Below are 15674 nucleotides of genomic sequence, written 5' to 3'. Positions count from 1 at the left end.
GGGGCCCTCTCGCGTCGGTGGGTAGGGTCGGGGACGTGCCTGTCGAAGATCTCCTCGCCCCCCTGCTGCCCACCTGGTCCGCTGCCGACGGTCCGCTCGCCGATGTGCTGGCTGACCTCGATCCGTCCGACCTCGCGCTGGTCCTGGGTGTCTCACCCGGTGGTGACCCGTGGGGGACAGGTGTCCGCTCCGCACTGGAGGCGGCCGGCTTCGATCCCGACGAGCTGGTGGCGACGCACGAGCCGGCGACGTCCGTGGGGGCGTCGACGGTGGTCCGACTCCCCGCGGGTCTGCACGCCGCCCGCGCCCTCGTGCTCGTCGGTCTCGGCGACGGGACACCTGGTGGCCTGCGTCTGGCGGGCGCGGCCTCCGGCCGGGCCACTCGCGGCCGCGCACAGGTCGTCCTCCTGACGCCGTCGGCGGATGAAGCCGGCCAAGCAGCCTTCGTCGAGGGGGCCGTCCTGGGCGGCTGGGCACCGGCTCGCCTCACGAACGACGGATGGGTCCCCGGCACGACGGTCGCCACGTCGATCGTGGCCATCGACGTGGAGGAGGACGTGGTCACCCGCGCCGTCTCCCGAGCCAGGGCGACGATCATCGCGCGCAACCTCGCCAACACTCCGTCCAACATCAAGAACCCGGGCTGGATGGCGCGGCAGGCACGGACCGCTGCGTCCCGGCACGGTCTCGAAGTGCGGGTCTGGGACGAGAAGTCCCTGGCCGCAGGCGGATTCGGCGGACTCCTCGCGGTGGGGGGCGGGTCCGGGACGCCACCTCGCCTGGTCCAGCTCGGCTACACCCCGGAGGGTGCCGGTGCAGACACTCCCCACGTGGTCATCGTCGGCAAGGGCATCACGTTCGACTCGGGCGGTCTCCAGGTCAAGCCGGCCGAGGGCATGCTCGCGATGAAGACCGACATGTCGGGCTCCGCCATCGTCCTGGCGGTGCTCGCCGCGTGCCGTGACCTGGCCGTTCCGGTCAAGGTGACCGGACTCCTCGCTCTCGCCGAGAACATGGTCAGCGGCGCGGCATACCGGCCGGGTGACGTCGTGACGCACTTCGGTGGGACGACGACGGAAATCGGCAACACGGACGCCGAGGGACGCATCGTCCTGGCGGACGCGCTCGCCTACGCCGATGCCGAGCTCGACCCCGATGTGGTCATCGACATCGCCACGCTCACCGGTGCGGCGCGGGTGGCGCTGGCCCGCTCGATGGCTCCGGTCTATGCCACGGACGACGACCTGTCCGTCCAGTTGCGGGAGGCCGGTGAGACAGCAGGTGAGACGCTGTGGCCCTTCCCGCTCGTGCGGGCCTACCGTCGGGCACTGGAGTCCGACGTGGCCGACATCAACCACATCGGACCTTCGGTCGGAGGTGGGTCGATCACCGCGGCGCTGTTCCTGCGCGAGTTCGTCGGGGACCGTCGTTGGGCCCATCTCGACATCGCCGGCCCCGGCCGTTCCGATGTCGACTCCGGAATCCACGGCAAGGGTGGAACGGGGTTCGGTGCTCGACTCCTGTTGCGATGGTTGGAAGGTCTGCGATGAACGCCGGATACGGACTGGCTGTGCGCTGGTCGCTCGAGAACGCCCCCGAGGACGCGCCGGATCGGCTGCGTGAATATGTCGTGGGCACCTCGATCGCCCGCTTCATGTTCCTTGACGGGCTCGCCTTCAAGGTCTGGCGCATGCGTGAGGGCGAGTGGTTCGAGGGCACCTACGTCTTCGACAGCGAGCAGGAGCGCAAGGTCTTCCGCGAGGAGTTCGAGGCGACGGCGGCCGAGTCGAAGGGCTCCGAACTCATCGGCTCGTCACCCGTCTTCGTGGAGGAGTTCGAGGTCGTGGGCATCGCAGAGGGGCCTGCTGGGTTCCGTCGCGGCGCCGGCCCGAAGGTCGACGCCCACGCCTAGAGCGTTCAGGGGGCGTTCAGCGCTTGACGGCGATGAACAGTCCGTCGCTCACCGGCAGGAGCGCGGGCAGCAGTTCGTCGTTGTCGCGCAGTGACTTGCCGAGGTCGCGCAGCGTCGTCGTCTCGGCGTCGCGTGCCGCCGGGTCGGCCACCTTGTCGTGCCACAGCATGTTGTCGAGGGCCAGGACGCCTCCGCTGCGCAGGAGCCGAATTCCATGCTCGACGTATGCCGGGTAGCTCGCCTTGTCCGCGTCGATGAGCACCATGTCGTAGGCGCCGTCGGTCATGCGGGGCAGCACGTCCGTCGCTCGGCCGGAGATGACCCGGGTGCGCTGTGTCGGATAGCCGGCCGCGGCGTAGGCCTCGCGCGCGGCCGTCTGGTGCTCCGGGGAGATGTCGATCGTCGTGAGGACGCCGTCCTGGGGCATCCCGGCGAGGAGCCACAACCCTGACGTGCCGGCACCCGTGCCCACCTCGATGACGTGCTTGGCGCCGATGGCGGCCGTCAGCAATCGCAGGGTGGCTCCTGCACCGGTCCCCACCGGCGTGGCGGCCTCGAACGAGAGGCCGCGGGCGCGCGCCTGTTCGATCACCTCGGGCTCGGGAACGAAGTCCTCGGCGTACGACCAGCTCGCGGGCTTGAGGGTGCTCATGGCCGTTCACCCTACTCGCGCGTCGGGGTCGGGGCGGACTCACAGGGGGCGTACAGGGAACTCCGGAACATTTCCCGGGTCCGACGCGTAGACACCTATGACATGGACAGCCAGATGGCCACCGATCAGGGGACGACGACGATGACGACCGACGCGGGCGCGACCACGGGGGAGTGGACGCCGCCGACCTGGGAGCAGATCGTGGAGGAGCACTCCGCGCGCGTCTACCGCTTGGCCTACCGCCTGACGGGCAACGTCCACGACGCCGAGGACCTCACCCAGGACGTGTTCATCCGAGTGTTCCGGTCCCTGCACACCTACCGCCCCGGCACCTTCGAGGGGTGGCTGCACCGCATCACGACCAACGTCTTCCTCGACAAGATGCGCCGCAAGCAACGCATCCGCTTCGACGCTCTGTCCGACGAGTCGGCGGCTCGCCTGCCCAGCCGCGAGGCCGGTCCCGAGCAGACCTACACGGACACCCACTTCGACGACGACGTGCAGCGGGCCCTCGACTCGCTCGCCCCCGACTTCCGCGCGGCCGTCGTCCTCTGTGACATCGAGGGGCTGTCCTACGAGGAGATTGCGGCCACGCTCGACATCAAGCTCGGCACGGTGCGTTCGCGCATCCACCGTGGCCGTGCGCAGCTGCGTGAGGCACTGGCACACCGGGCACCGGAGGTTCGTCAGGCGCCCACCACGTCGTCCACCCGCCTCCCCGGTGTGCTCACCCCCGCGCGGGGTGCCGTGTGATCCACCTGTCGCGTCCCTCGCAGCGCTGCCGCCTCGACGAGCTCCCCGACTACGTGTCGGGCCAGCTCTCGGTGCAGCGCACCGACGCGTGGGACCGACACCTCATCGCGTGCGTGGCCTGCCAGCACGCCGTTGCGGGGGAGCGGCGACTGCAGTCGCTCCTCGCCACGGGGTGCCCCTCGATGCCCGGCAGCCTCCACGCCCAACTCGTCGCGCTCGCATCGTCGATGACCGGACCGGCCATGGCCCAGACGAGCGAGCGCGCACCACGTGAGCGTGCACCCCTGGAGATGGTGCCGCCCTCTGCACCGCCGGTGCACCGCAGCCCGCTCCGCTCGGCTGCCATCGCGACTGCGGCGGCCGGAGCCACCGCGGCCGTGGCCTGGACCCTGACCCTCGCCGGCACCGGATCGGTGACGACGACCGTGACGTCGGTGGGTGGACCGTCGCCCACGACGCGTCCGGCTGTCGCCACACCCTCCGGTGGCGCCAGCGGTGCGCGGGTCCGCACCGTGTCGACGACCTGGGTGAGTGACACCTCCATTCGAAACCTCGTCGTGTGCGAGGCAGAATCTCGGGCATGACCGAGGACAGCGGACGCCCCGACGACGCCGACCGGCCCCATGTCGACCCCGAGCCCACGGAGGAGGTCGACCTGAGTCGTACTCTGGAGGTCGATCTGAGCCGCACCCAGGAGTTCGGGCCGGCTCCGGGGCAGGCCCCGCGGCTCCCTGTCGATGAGTCGGCCGAGGCGTCGGCCCAGACTGCGTGGACCGCTTGGGCGCACGAGCCGTCGGATCGGTCGACCCAGGCCGCGCCCTCGCCGTACGCGCCTCCTGCACAGAATCCGTATGCCGCGTCGGGCCCCCACGCCACCTCGAACCCCTACGCGTCGCCGGGCTCGTACGCCGCACCGACCGCACACCATCAGGACCCGTCGGCCAACCCCTATGCCTTGTCGACGCCCGCTGCCGCCCCGGCACGCGAACGGCGCGGCCCGGGGTGGCTGGCCGTCTTCCTCATCGCTGGCCTCACTGCGCTTCTTGCCGGACTCGGCGGTGGGCTTCTCGGCGGGTGGCTCGGGTCTTCGGACCGGCTGGACGGCTTCGACCCGGTGTCCTCGGGGGCGACCCCGGAGCCGGGTCCCGGCGCGACGACCCGGCCGGATGGGTCCGTGGCCAACATCGCGGCCAAGGCGATCCCCAGCGTGGTCACGATTCGGGTCGAGGCCGCTGATGGCGACGGCACCGGCTCGGGGTGGGTCCTCGACGACAAAGGACACATCGTCACCAACAACCACGTCGTCTCGTCCGCTGCGAACGGTGGCGAGATCACCGTCGTGTTGACCAACGGGAAGCAGTCCAAGGCCGAGATCGTGGGACGCGATGTCTCCTACGACCTTGCCGTGCTCAAGGTGGACCGCACCGACCTCACGCCGTTGCCCCTCGGTGACTCGACCACCGTCGTGGTCGGCGACCCCGTCATCGCGGTGGGCGCACCGCTTGGCCTGGAGTCGACGGTCACGACCGGCATCATCTCCGCTCTCAACCGACCGGTGACGCCGGGTGAGGCGAACGACCAGTCCTTCATCAACGCCATCCAGACCGACGCGGCCATCAACCCCGGCAACTCGGGCGGTCCCCTGCTCGACATGGAGGGGCGGGTCATCGGGATCAACTCCGCCATCGCGCGGGTGGCCGGCAACGCGATCGGTGGCCAGAGCGGCAACATCGGCGTGGGCTTCGCCATCCCCAGTGCACAGGTCAAGATCACCGTGGACCAGCTGATCCGGACGGGCAAGGCCGAGCACCCGATCATCGGCGTTCTGCTCGACCGCGAGTACCAGGGTGAGGGTGTGCGGATCGCGACGGACTCGGGGGACACCCCGGCCGTCACACCGGGTGGACCGGCCGACAAGGCGGGCCTCAAGGCCGGCGATGTCATCACCGCTTTCGAGGGCCGACCCATGGCCGACCCGGACGCACTCGTCGTCGCGATCCGGTCCAAGCCGGTCGGATCGACCGTGACTCTGACCGTGGTGCGCGACGGCGCATCGCGGGATGTCAAGATGGTGCTCCAGGGCAGAAGCAACTGACGCGCCCGGCGCACCAGGAGGACGACGCGTGATCGGCATCAACGGCTGGGAGTTTGTGCTCCTTGCCCTCATCGCCGTCTTCGTGCTGGGTCCCGACCGACTGCCGGAGTACGCGCAGAAACTGGCCCAGTTCATCAAGAAGGCCCGGGTCATGGCCGAGGGCGCCAAGGGGCAGCTCAAGGATCAACTCGGTCCGGACTACGACGACATCAACTGGCGTCAGTACGACCCCCGTCAGTACGACCCCCGTCGCATCGTGCGCGAGGCCCTCGTCGAGCCCCTTGAGGAAACCGTCACCGACCTCAAGTCGAGCGCGAAGAGCATCGGCCGAACCGATGCCGCCACCAACGCCTCCACCGACGCGGTTCCGGCGTTCGATGCGTCCACGGCACACCTCAGCTCGGACTCGCGCAGCTGGGACCCGCTGCGCCCCACGCCCTACGACGTCGACGCGACCTGAGCCCCCTGACCCGGGAGCGACCGTCTGCGCCTCACGGGACGTCGAGCGGACACCGAACTGGTGAGGAAGATGGTGGGGTGCGCGCGTTCGCGACGAAGGAGCGACTGAGCGTGCATCCCACCATCTCCCTCGCCAGAGGGGATGGAGCCCTCAGCGACCTGAGGGGGTGAGTCCCAGCGAGCGGCCAGCGAGGCCTCGGCTGCGGGTGCCGAGCTCGCGGGCGATGCCGCGGAGGGCGACGGCGGCCGGGGAGGTGGGTTCGCCGAGGACGACCGGCATACCCTGGTCGGCGCCGACGCGCAGGGTCGTGTCGAGGGGGATCTGCCCCAGGAGCGGCACGGGCGCACCGATGCTGCGGGTCAGGGAGTCGGCGACCGTCTGACCGCCACCGGCGCCGAAGATCTCCTGGCGGGAGCCGTCCGGGAGCTCGAGCCACGACATGTTCTCGATGACGCCGGCGACGCGCTGGTGGGTCTGCACGGCGATGGCGCCGGCGCGCTCGGCCACCTCGGCGGCGGCCTGCTGGGGCGTGGTCACGACGAGGATCTCCGCGCCCGGGATGAGCTGGGCCACCGAGATGGCGATGTCACCCGTGCCCGGCGGGAGGTCGAGCAGGAGGACGTCGAGGTCGCCCCAGAAGACGTCGGCGAGGAACTGCTGCAACGCACGGTGGAGCATCGGGCCACGCCACACGACGGGCTGGTTGCCCGGCACGAACATGCCGATCGAGATGACCTTCACGTCGTGCGAGATGGGCGGGAGGATCATCTCGTCGACCTGGGTCGGCTTGTGCTCGACCCCGAGCATGCGGGGAATGGAGAAGCCGTAGATGTCGGCGTCGACGACGCCGACCTTGAGGCCCTGCTCGGCGAGTGCGGCAGCGAGGTTTGCAGTCACGGAGGACTTGCCGACACCGCCCTTTCCGGACGCCACGGCATACACGCGCGTCAGGCTGCCGGGCTTGGCGAAGGGGATCTCCTTCTCGGCAGCGCCGCCGCGGAGGTTCGTGCGCAGTTCGGCCCGCTGCTCGTCGGACATCACGCCCAGCGTGACGTCGACCGCGGTGACTCCGTCGACCTTCAGGAGGGCAGCGGTCGTGTCCTTGGTCAGGGTGTCCTTGAGGGGGCAGCCGGCGATCGTCAGGAGGATCGTCACCGCCACGCGGCCGGTGTCGTCACACTCGACCGACTCGACCATCCCGAGCTCGGTGATGGGCTTGCGGATCTCGGGGTCGTTGACCGTCGCGAGCGCGGCGCGCAGCGCCTCGTCACTCACGGGTGCAGCAGTGACAGACATTGCTCCATGCTAAGTCGCCTGCGCGGATCCACCCTCATCGGTCCGGGCCTTGGGGCTGTCTGACGCGTCACTGTCGTCGAGGTCGACGCGACGGGTGACGACGAGGCCACGCTCCTCCATCTCGTCGAGCAGGTCGCGCAGTTCGCCGCGGACGAAGTCACGGGTCGCCGAGTCGCGCATGGCGATGCGCAGCGCCGCCACCTCGCGAGTGAGGAACTCGGTGTCGGCGAGGTTGCGCTCGTCGCGGGTGCGGTCCTGTTCGAGCATGACGCGGTCGCGGTCGGCCTGCCGGTTCTGGGCGAGGAGGATCAGCGGCGCGGCATACGAGGCCTGGAGGCTGAGCATGAGCGTGAGGAAGATGAACGGGTAGTCGTCGAAGCGCCAGGCGCGCGGCGCGAGGAGGTTCCACAGCACCCAGACGACGACGAAGACGGTCATGCCGATGAGGAAGTAGGCCGTCCCCATGAAGCGGGCGAACTTCTCCGAGAGAACCCCGAACGCCTCCTCCGTGAAGGCTTCGGGGCGGGTGAGGAACTGGCGGCGGGCCTCGCGCGGCTGGTCGAGGCGCGAGCTGCGCTCGCGGCGCTCAGCCATGCGGGATCACCTCGTGTGACCCGGTGACCTCGTGGCGGTCCTCGCGCCAGTCGTCCGGCAGCAGGTGGTCGAGGACGTCGTCGACGGTGACGGCCCCGACGAGGAGCCCGTTCTCGTCGACGACGGGCAGGGCGACGAGGTCGTAGGTGGCGAGCAGACGGGTCACCTGTCCGACCGTGGCCTCGGTCGAGACCGGCTCGACGTCCTTGTCGAGGATCGTTCCGACTGCGGCGTGCGGGGGTTCACGCAACAGGCGCTGGATGTGGACCATCCCGAGGAACTTGCCCGTCGGGGTCTCGAGCGGTGGGCGGCACACGAAGACCGTGCACGCCATCGTCGTGGACAGTTCCTGGCGGCGAACGACGGCGAGCGCCTCGGCGATGGAGGCGTCGGGGCCGAGGATGACGGGCTCGGTCGTCATGAGACCGCCGGCGGTGTCCTCGTCGTAGGTGAGGAGTCGGCGCAGGTCGGCCGCCTCGTCGGGCTCCATGAGTTCGAGGAGCTCCTCCTGGCGGGCCGTGGGGAGCTCGGCGAGGAGGTCGGCGGCGTCGTCGGGCTCCATGGCCTCGAGGACGTCGGCAACGCGGTCGTTGTCGAGGCCGGCGATGAGTTCGACCTGCTCGTCCTCGGGGAGCTCCTCGAGGACGTCGGCGAGCTGGTCGTCGGCGAGGGCTGCGGCCACCTCGGCGCGCCGCTTCACGGGCAGGTCGTGGATCGCCTCGGCGAGGTCGGCCGGCTTGAGGTCCTCGTAGTGCTCGAGGAGGCGGGCAGCACTCTGCTCGTCGGTCGTGTCACGCAGTCCGGAGACGTCCTCGACCGGCACGACGAAGGTCTCACCGCGGCGACGTCCGAGCCGACTGAGCGAGCTGCGTGTCGATGTCCGGCGCACGAACACGCGCGTCACCGACCAGCTGCGGGCGTGGTTCTGCTCCAGACCGATGTCCTCGACCGTGGCGTCGACCGTTTCGCCCTGCTCGTCGCGGGCGCGCACCTTGCGCTCGATCAGCTCGGCGAGCACGAGGGTCTCGTTGGGTCGTTGCTCGAACCGGCGCATGTTGACGAGTCCGGTCGTGATGACCTGACCGCCGTCGACCGACGTCACGCGGGTCATCGGCACGAAGACCCGTCGGCGCCCGGGCACCTCGACGACGAGGCCGATGACGCGGGGTCGGGCGCGCTGGGCGCTGAAGGTCACGACGACGTCCCGGACCCGACCCACGGGGTCGCCCAGGGGGTCGAACACGGCGAGCTCGGCCAATCGGCCGACGAAGACGCGGGAACTCGTGCTCACACGGCTCAGGGTAGCCGTGGCCTCACGCGGTCCCGCCTCGGCCACGCCAGTGCCACGGTCGCCAGCGCGCCGTCGTGCCGCGCGCAGGTGACACGGTCACGCGCCCCGACTCCGCGGCATACGTTCCCGGTCCTTCGTCCGGTATGCCGTGTGGTGAGAGGACGTGGAGCGTCGCGCCTTCGCGCCACCTGGCGAGGACGTCGCCGGTCGCGTTGAGCCGGTCGGCGCGGAGCACGTCGGCCGCCTCGTCCCAGCCGGGTTGCGTGGGGTCGAGTGTCCGCACGGTGGCACGCAGTCGGAGCAGCCGACCGCCGGTGTCCTTGGAGCGGAAGATGACCGTGACCTCATCGGGCAGGAAGGGCAGGGTCTGTTCGCCGGGGCCCGAGACGACGTAGGCCGCCGGGCCGGTGCCGCGTGGGTCCTCATCGTCGTGCCAGACGAACCAGACCGCGTGGGTTCCCTTGTCGGGCACCTCGATCCAGAGCACGCCGGACTTGCTCGCGGCCTCGGCGAGGAGGCGCGTGACATTGATTGCGGCATGTTCGGGGGCCGGGCCGGGCGAACCACTCACGGCGTGAACTGTCTCATAACGCCCCGGCCTCGCGCACTGCTACCGTCCGGCCCATGCGCTCACCCAAGGACTTCTTCGGCCCCCTCGCGGTGGGTGCTCCGGCACCCGTGCGTGAGGTCCCGGCCCGCCCCAGCCGGATGATCCACTTCTTCGACCCCAGCAACGAGAAGATGGCCGCCAAGGTCCCCGGGATGGTCGGCACCGTTGACGTCCTGCTCGGCAACCTCGAGGACGCCGTCAAGGCCGACCGCAAGGAGGCCGCCCGCCAGGGACTCGTCGACATCGCGAAGGCGACCGACTTCGGTGACAGCACGCAGCTGTGGACGCGCATCAACAGCCTCGACAGCCCGTGGGTCCTGGACGACCTCATCACCCTCGTCACCGAGATCGGCGACAAGCTCGACGTCATCATGGTGCCCAAGGTGCAGGGCCCCGAGGACATCCATTACGTCGACCGGATCCTCGCCCAGCTCGAGGCGCGCGCCGGCCTGAAGCGCCCGATCCTCGTCCACGCCATCCTCGAGACCGCCCGCGGCATGGCCAACGTCGAGGAGATCGCCGGTGCGTCCCCGCGCATGCAGGGCATCAGCCTCGGCCCGGCCGACCTCGCTGCTGATCGCCGGATGAAGACGACGCGCGTCGGTGGCGGTCACCCGGGCTACCTCGTCCGTCAGGACCCCATCGACGGCAACATCGAGGGCGACCGCAGGACCTACCAGCAGGACCTCTGGCACTACACGATCGCCCGCATGGTCGACGCCTGCGCGATGCACGGGATCTTCCCGTACTACGGCCCCTTCGGCGACATCAAGGACGTCGTCGCGTGCGAGGACCAGTTCCGCAACGCCTTCCTCCTCGGTTGCGTCGGCACGTGGTCGCTGCACCCGGTGCAGGTCGACATCGCCAAGCGGGTCTTCAGCCCCTCCGCCGAGGACGTCGCGCACGCGCGCCGCGTCAAGGAGGCCATGGGCGACGGCACCGGCGCGGTCATGCTCGACGGCAAGATGGAGGACGACGCCTCGCTCAAGCAGTGCCTCGTCATCCTCGAACTCGCCGAGCGTCTCTCCGCGAACGACCCCGAACTTGCCAGCCTGTATGCCGTCCCGTCACCTTCCGAGGCGACCGGCACCGAGGCGACCGGCACCGAAGGTGAGGCGTCCTGATGGGGGAGCAGGCGGCATACACGCCTCGTCGTTCCGTCCTCTACATGCCGAGCTCGAACGAGCGCGCGCTGGAGAAGGCCAAGACCCTCCCGGTCGACGGACTCATCCTCGACCTCGAGGACGCCGTTGGTCCCGACCACAAGGAGTCTGCGCGCGAGAACGCCTGTGCCGCAGCGGCTTCGGGTGAGTACGGCCAGCGTGAGGTGACGATCCGGATCAACGGCATCGGCACCCAGTGGCACGACGCGGACCTCGCTGCTGCGGCGGCCGCGGGCCCGGCCGGCGTCGTCGTCCCCAAGGTCGGTTCGGCCGACGAGGTGCGCTCGCTCGTGGCTGCCCTCGAGGCTGCCGGTGCGCCGGAGCACACGAAGCTCTGGGCGATGATCGAGACGCCCGAGGCGATCTTCAACGTCCGTGAGATCGCTTCTGCCTCACCGCGACTCGCCGTCCTCGTCATGGGGACCAATGACCTCGTCAAGGAGTTGCGCGCCGACCACGTCCCCGGTCGCGGGCCACTGCTCACCTCGCTCCAGCTCTCGCTCCTCGCGGCGCGCGAGGCGGGGATCGCCATCCTCGACGGCGTCTACAACGACGTGAAGAACGCCGAGGGATTCGAGGCCGAGTGCGTCCAGGGTCGTGACTTCGGCTTCGACGGCAAGACCCTCATCCACCCGGGGCAGGTCGAGCCCTGCAACGCGATCTTCGCGCCGAGCGAGGAGGCCGTCGCAGACGCCCGCGGGATCCTCGAGGCGTGGGAGGCCGGCGCCGGCAGCGGCGTCGTCACCCACAACGGGCGCATGGTCGAGAACCTCCACGTCGACATCGCCCGGCGCGTTCTGGCGGTTCACGAGGTGATCTCCACCCGCTAGGCTTCGCCCAGCGAACTTTTCTTGCGCTGAACATGCAACCTGTGACACGTCCACGCGCGTCAACATCGGTACACGGGGTTGCGGGCCACAGGGGCCAGCGCGAAGGGCAGGGATCATGCACAACAACGAACTCGTCAACCGTCGGTCTGCGCTCGCCGCGGGCTTCGGACTCGGCGCCGCGGCCCTCTCGGGCGTGGTGGCAGCACCCGGAGCCCAGGCCGCCGTCCGCACGCTCGAGCGTGGGCACACCGGTGCCGACGTGCTCGCGCTGCAGAAGCGACTCGTCCAGCTCAAGTACTGGCTGGGCACCCCCGACGGAAACTTCGGGCACCTGACCCAGCAGGCCGTCTGGGCCCTCCAGAAAGTCGGCGGGGTGTCGCCCACGGGCAAGGTCGCCGCAGCCGAGCGTGCCCTCCTCGAGCGTGGGAGCCGGACGCGCCCCCGCTCGACGTCGGGCAACGTGCTCGAGGTCGACCTCAAGCGTCAGCTGCTCTTCGTCATCGACAACGGCTCGCTGCGTTACGTCCTCAACACGAGCACGGGCAGCGGCGAGCGCTATTACTCGGGCGGCAGCTGGAAGACGGCGCGCACGCCCTCCGGCAGCTACAACATCTGGTACCGCTGGCCCAACGGTTGGCAGAACGGCTCGCTCGGCGCGATGTGGCGCCCGACCTACTGGAAGGGCGACTTCGCCATCCACGGGTCGCAGTCCATTCCGCCCTACCCCGCGTCGCACGGCTGCTGCCGGGTCAGCACGGCCGCCCAGGACATGCTCTGGGCCGAGGGTCGCGTGGCCATGGGCCGACGGGTCTACCTCTACTGAAACCACCCCGGCGGCGTCACCAGCTGCTGCCGGCGGCCACGGCCGCCACGTCCCCGAAGACCTCGTTCGTGTCGACCTCGAGTCCGCGGCGCTGGAACCACTCGCACATCACGCGCACGTCCCGCTCGAGGAACTCGAACCCGTGGGGGTTCCCCACGACGTCGACGATCTGCGGCCAGTCGATGACGACGAGCCGATCGTCGTGCACGAGGACGTTGTAGGGCGACAGGTCACCGTGTGCCCATCCCTCGCCGGCCAGAGTGAGGACGACGTGACGGAACTGCTCGAACAGCTCCTCGAGCAGGTCGGGTCCGGGCTTGGTCTGGACGAGCCGGGGCGCTGCCTCGCGCCCGGTGCCGAAGAACTCCATGAGCATCTCGGCGTCGTCGAGCTGCACGGGATAGGGCACGGGCAGGCCCAGCTCCCACAGTTTCGCCAGCGCCTCGAACTCGGCGAAGGCCCACTGCCCGGCGATGAGGGCCCGGCCGTACTCCGTGCGGCGCTGCATGGCCCGCATGTCGCGCGTCTTGCGGACGCGTCGGCCATCGAGGTAGCCGCTGTCCCGGTGGAACAGCCGGTTCTCGGCGCCGCGGTAGCGCTTGGCGGCGAGGAGGCTGTCCTGGACCGGAGCGGTGGTGCCGTCGGGCACCCAGCGTCGGATCAGGTGGACGTCGGCCTCCTTGCCGGTCTTGAGGACTCCGAGGTCCTCCTCGACGGCGCCGAGGGTGGTGATGACCCAATCGGGTCGAGGCTTGGGACCGTGCATGGCACCGTCCCAACTGGACCACCGATCGCCCTCTGAGGGGACGTCGGCGTTGGTGCTGCGGACGAGGAGCGGCTCAGCCGCGGCCTCGGGAAGGTCGTGTGCAAACTGCATGACAGGTGAACTCCGTCGAGAGAAGGGTGTGGGCGCGGGAAAGGCCCAGGACAGTCGTGGACATGTCACGCCTCCTTCTGCTCGGCGGGATGCTCGTGCATCGCGCGGACGGGTTCGATCTCGGGGCACGACGGCGTATGCCGGGTGCTCGCCTCCCAGCGTGACACACCTCGCAGCCCTCTCGCCAACGAATTAACCGCCCGCGGTGGGGCCCTCGCGTGGGGGGAATCACGCGCCGAGCGGGTACAGCGTGAGGTGGGCGGACGGCATACTCAACAAAGGTCTTTCCCACACTCATGAAGGTGGCATTCACGCATGGCACGTCTCGCCCAGACCGAGGGCCTCACCGAGGAGCAGTCCGAGATCCTGAAGGCCGTCAAGGTCTTCGTGGATGAGCAGATCATCCCCGCCGCCCAGGAGCTCGAGCACGCCGACGAGTACCCGCAGGAGATCGTCGACGGGCTCAAGGAGCTCGGTGTCTTCGGCCTGACCATCCCCGAGGAGTTCGGAGGACTCGGCGAGTCGCTGCTGACCTACGCCCTCGTCGTCGAGGAGATCGCGCGTGGCTGGATGAGCGTCTCCGGTGTCATCAACACGCACTTCATCGTGGCCTACCTGCTCATGCAGCACGGCACCGAGGAGCAGAAGCAGAAGTACCTGCCGCGCATGGCGACCGGCGAGGTCCGTGGTGCGTTCTCGATGTCCGAGCCCGGTCTCGGCTCCGATGTCTCCGCCGTCTCGACCAAGGCGACGAAGACGGACGACGGCTACTCGATCACCGGCCAGAAGATGTGGCTGACCAACGGCGCCACCTCGACCCTCGTCGCCCTGCTCGTCAAGACCGACGAGGGCGCCGACAGCGTCTACAAGAACATGACGACCTTCCTCGTCGAGAAGGAAGCCGGCTTCGGCGAGACCGCTCAGGGCGTCACCGTCCCCGGCAAGCTCGAGAAGATGGGCTACAAGGGCGTCGAGACGACCGAGCTCATCCTCGACGGGCACCGCATCAGCGCCGACCAGATCCTCGGCGGCGAGCCGGGCAAGGGCTTCTTCCAGATGATGGACGGCGTCGAGGTCGGCCGCGTCAACGTCGCCGCCCGCGCCTGCGGTCTGGCGATCCGCGGCTTCGAGCTCGGCATCGCCTACGCGCAGCAGCGCAAGACGTTCGGCAAGGTCATCGCCGAGCACCAGGCGGTCCTCTTCCGCCTCGCCGAGATGGCCACGAAGGTCGAGACCATCCACGCGATGATGGTCCGCGCCGCGCGCCTCAAGGACACCGGCCAGCGGATGGACGTCGAGGCCGGCATGGCCAAGATGCTCGCGAGCGAGTACGCCAACGAGGTCGTCGAGGACTCCTTCCGCATCCACGGCGGCTACGGCTACTCCAAGGAGTACGAGATCGAGCGCCTCATGCGCGAGGTCAAGTTCATGCTCATCGGCGAGGGCACGTCCGACATCCAGAAGATGATCATCGGCCGCAGCCTGCTCAAGGACTACGCACTCAAGGGCTGAGTCCTGGGACAAACAGCTTGCCGGTCGCACGACCGGCGCAGTTGTTGTTGACCGGTGCAGGTATGGCTGCGCCGGTCACCACGGTCTGCGCCGGTCGCGCGACCGGCGCAGACGTGTGCGCCGCTGCACACGCAGGTATGCCGGTCAGTTGCCTTCCAGCGAACGTCCAGTCGCGGGTGGGAGACTGAGGGCATGAGCACCCAACCGACGCGTGGCCTCGGGCCGGCAGCTGCCGCTCAGGTCCTGTCCCTCGAGTACCCGATGTCGCTCGGCGTCCATGACACCTATGCCAGCGCGCAGAAGGCCGTCGACTACCTCTCCGACCACGACTTCCCGGTGCAGAACCTGCTCATCGTCGGCACGGACCTCAAGCAGTTGGAGCGGGTCACCGGGCGTCTGACGCGAGGCCGAATCCTCCTCGGCGGACTGCTGTCGGGTGCGTGGCTCGGTCTGCTCATCGGCATGATCTTCGCGCTGTTCGACACGAGCGGGTTCTCGTGGACATCCGTCGTGGCGACGGTGATCTTCGGTGCCGTGTTCGGCGCGATCTGGGCGCTCGTCGGCTACTCGTTCACCGGCGGACAGCGCGACTTCACGTCGATCACGCAGGTCGTCGCGACGAAGTACGAAGTGCTGACGGAGCACAAGTTCGCCGCCCGCGGGCGTGAGCTGCTCGCCCAGATGGACCCGATGGCCGCGGCCCAGGCCGAGGCGCAGCGGATGCGCGACGTGGCGGCGCAGGCGACTGCTTCGACCCAGCAGACTCACTCGAACGAGCCGCCCGCGCCACCGCATCAGGTCTAGCG

At 69.4% G+C, this 15674-nt stretch carries 17 protein-coding genes; 11 read left to right on the top strand and 6 right to left on the bottom strand.

The annotated features are described in order from the left end of the window. Window positions 1-35: 35 nt before the first annotated feature. Both N803_RS02885 and N803_RS02880 read left to right on the top strand, forming a co-directional pair. On the top strand, window positions 36-1550 hold the full coding sequence (locus N803_RS02885; protein WP_035902405.1) for a leucyl aminopeptidase family protein: 1515 nt from the start codon (window positions 36-38) through the stop codon (window positions 1548-1550). After that, the gene (locus N803_RS02880) at window positions 1547-1912 is read left to right on the top strand and encodes a hypothetical protein (protein WP_035902404.1); all 366 of its coding nucleotides are present in this window, start codon (window positions 1547-1549) and stop codon (window positions 1910-1912) included. The genes N803_RS02885 and N803_RS02880 overlap by 4 nt, the downstream gene beginning before the upstream one ends. Window positions 1913-1928: 16 nt before the next feature. On the opposite strand, the gene N803_RS02875 is transcribed toward N803_RS02880, so the two are convergent. Next, window positions 1929-2564 carry an O-methyltransferase gene (locus N803_RS02875; protein ID WP_035902403.1) on the bottom strand — a complete coding sequence of 212 codons (636 nt, stop codon included), beginning with the start codon at window positions 2562-2564 and terminating at the stop codon, window positions 1929-1931. Window positions 2565-2633: 69 nt separating this feature from the next. Here N803_RS02875 and sigE point away from each other — a divergent pair, with 69 nt between their 5' ends. Genes sigE through N803_RS02855 form a run of 4 tightly spaced genes read left to right on the top strand, consistent with a single transcriptional unit; the run spans window position 2634 to window position 5872 of the window. Continuing rightward, window positions 2634-3317, top strand: coding sequence for an RNA polymerase sigma factor SigE (gene sigE, locus N803_RS02870; RefSeq protein WP_281174962.1), 684 nt, complete (start codon window positions 2634-2636; stop codon window positions 3315-3317). Beyond that, complete coding sequence (locus N803_RS02865; RefSeq protein WP_035902399.1) at window positions 3314-3901, top strand: anti-sigma factor; 588 nt, start codon at window positions 3314-3316, stop codon at window positions 3899-3901. The genes sigE and N803_RS02865 overlap by 4 nt, the downstream gene beginning before the upstream one ends. Beyond that, on the top strand, window positions 3898-5412 hold the full coding sequence (locus tag N803_RS02860) for a S1C family serine protease (RefSeq protein WP_084763936.1): 1515 nt from the start codon (window positions 3898-3900) through the stop codon (window positions 5410-5412). Before N803_RS02865 ends, N803_RS02860 begins: the two co-directional genes overlap by 4 nt. Before the next feature lie 28 nt (window positions 5413-5440). Continuing rightward, entirely contained in the window at window positions 5441-5872 is a 432-nt protein-coding gene (locus N803_RS02855) for a twin-arginine translocase TatA/TatE family subunit (protein WP_035902397.1), read from the top strand. A 150-nt stretch (window positions 5873-6022) separates the two neighbouring features. Here N803_RS02855 and N803_RS02850 read toward each other — a convergent pair whose 3' ends face one another. The 4 genes from N803_RS02850 to N803_RS02835 are packed head-to-tail and all read right to left on the bottom strand — an operon-like array spanning window position 6023 to window position 9624. Continuing rightward, window positions 6023-7168, bottom strand: coding sequence for an Mrp/NBP35 family ATP-binding protein (locus N803_RS02850; RefSeq protein WP_035902396.1), 1146 nt, complete (start codon window positions 7166-7168; stop codon window positions 6023-6025). A gap of 9 nt (window positions 7169-7177) precedes the next feature. Continuing rightward, entirely contained in the window at window positions 7178-7762 is a 585-nt protein-coding gene (locus N803_RS02845) for a DUF1003 domain-containing protein (RefSeq protein ID WP_035902395.1), read from the bottom strand. Beyond that, on the bottom strand, window positions 7755-9053 hold the full coding sequence (locus N803_RS02840) for a magnesium transporter MgtE N-terminal domain-containing protein (protein WP_035902727.1): 1299 nt from the start codon (window positions 9051-9053) through the stop codon (window positions 7755-7757). Before N803_RS02840 ends, N803_RS02845 begins: the two co-directional genes overlap by 8 nt. Before the next feature lie 22 nt (window positions 9054-9075). Beyond that, the gene (locus N803_RS02835; protein WP_245616969.1) at window positions 9076-9624 is read right to left on the bottom strand and encodes a hypothetical protein; all 549 of its coding nucleotides are present in this window, start codon (window positions 9622-9624) and stop codon (window positions 9076-9078) included. A gap of 53 nt (window positions 9625-9677) precedes the next feature. On the opposite strand from N803_RS02835, the gene N803_RS02830 reads away from it, so the two are divergent. The 3 genes from N803_RS02830 (at window position 9678) to N803_RS02820 (ending at window position 12479) form a co-directional block, all read left to right on the top strand. After that, window positions 9678-10787, top strand: coding sequence for an HpcH/HpaI aldolase/citrate lyase family protein (locus N803_RS02830; protein ID WP_052111640.1), 1110 nt, complete (start codon window positions 9678-9680; stop codon window positions 10785-10787). Further along, entirely contained in the window at window positions 10787-11656 is an 870-nt protein-coding gene (locus tag N803_RS02825; RefSeq protein ID WP_035902394.1) for an HpcH/HpaI aldolase/citrate lyase family protein, read from the top strand. The genes N803_RS02830 and N803_RS02825 overlap by 1 nt, the downstream gene beginning before the upstream one ends. Before the next feature lie 115 nt (window positions 11657-11771). Next, window positions 11772-12479, top strand: a complete 708-nt coding sequence (locus tag N803_RS02820) for a L,D-transpeptidase family protein (protein ID WP_035902392.1) — start codon at window positions 11772-11774, stop codon at window positions 12477-12479. Window positions 12480-12495: 16 nt separating this feature from the next. On the opposite strand, the gene N803_RS02815 is transcribed toward N803_RS02820, so the two are convergent. Next, window positions 12496-13356 (bottom strand): serine protein kinase RIO, encoded by an 861-nt coding sequence (locus tag N803_RS02815; RefSeq protein ID WP_035902391.1) that lies wholly within the window; start codon window positions 13354-13356, stop codon window positions 12496-12498. A gap of 315 nt (window positions 13357-13671) precedes the next feature. Between N803_RS02815 and N803_RS02810 the strand changes: the two genes are divergently transcribed. Next, the gene (locus tag N803_RS02810; RefSeq protein ID WP_035902390.1) at window positions 13672-14868 is read left to right on the top strand and encodes an acyl-CoA dehydrogenase family protein; all 1197 of its coding nucleotides are present in this window, start codon (window positions 13672-13674) and stop codon (window positions 14866-14868) included. Between the two features lie 192 nt (window positions 14869-15060). After that, window positions 15061-15672 carry a YflT domain-containing protein gene (locus N803_RS02805; RefSeq protein WP_052111638.1) on the top strand — a complete coding sequence of 204 codons (612 nt, stop codon included), beginning with the start codon at window positions 15061-15063 and terminating at the stop codon, window positions 15670-15672. Window positions 15673-15674: the final 2 nt, after the last annotated feature.

The sequence above is a fragment of the Knoellia subterranea KCTC 19937 genome, assembly GCF_000768685.1.
GTDB classification, from domain to species: Bacteria; Actinomycetota; Actinomycetes; order Actinomycetales; family Dermatophilaceae; genus Knoellia; species Knoellia subterranea.
The sequence above is the reverse complement of the archived record's forward strand: the minus strand, read 5'-3'. Positions and strand labels throughout refer to the sequence as shown.

Excerpts from the sequence above, each read along its gene's own strand:
- N803_RS02860 (WP_084763936.1), top strand. The coding sequence starts at position 3,898 with ATGACCGAGGACAGCGGACGCCCCGACGACGCCGACCGGCCCCATGTC.
- N803_RS02825 (WP_035902394.1), top strand. The coding sequence starts at position 10,787 with ATGGGGGAGCAGGCGGCATACACGCCTCGTCGTTCCGTCCTCTACATG.
- N803_RS02805 (WP_052111638.1), top strand. The coding sequence starts at position 15,061 with ATGAGCACCCAACCGACGCGTGGCCTCGGGCCGGCAGCTGCCGCTCAG.
- N803_RS02850 (WP_035902396.1), bottom strand. The coding sequence starts at position 7,168 with ATGTCTGTCACTGCTGCACCCGTGAGTGACGAGGCGCTGCGCGCCGCG.
- N803_RS02820 (WP_035902392.1), top strand. The coding sequence starts at position 11,772 with ATGCACAACAACGAACTCGTCAACCGTCGGTCTGCGCTCGCCGCGGGC.
- N803_RS02810 (WP_035902390.1), top strand. The coding sequence starts at position 13,672 with ATGGCACGTCTCGCCCAGACCGAGGGCCTCACCGAGGAGCAGTCCGAG.
- N803_RS02880 (WP_035902404.1), top strand. The coding sequence starts at position 1,547 with ATGAACGCCGGATACGGACTGGCTGTGCGCTGGTCGCTCGAGAACGCC.
- N803_RS02875 (WP_035902403.1), bottom strand. The coding sequence starts at position 2,564 with ATGAGCACCCTCAAGCCCGCGAGCTGGTCGTACGCCGAGGACTTCGTT.
- N803_RS02830 (WP_052111640.1), top strand. The coding sequence starts at position 9,678 with ATGCGCTCACCCAAGGACTTCTTCGGCCCCCTCGCGGTGGGTGCTCCG.
- N803_RS02815 (WP_035902391.1), bottom strand. The coding sequence starts at position 13,356 with ATGCAGTTTGCACACGACCTTCCCGAGGCCGCGGCTGAGCCGCTCCTC.
- N803_RS02845 (WP_035902395.1), bottom strand. The coding sequence starts at position 7,762 with ATGGCTGAGCGCCGCGAGCGCAGCTCGCGCCTCGACCAGCCGCGCGAG.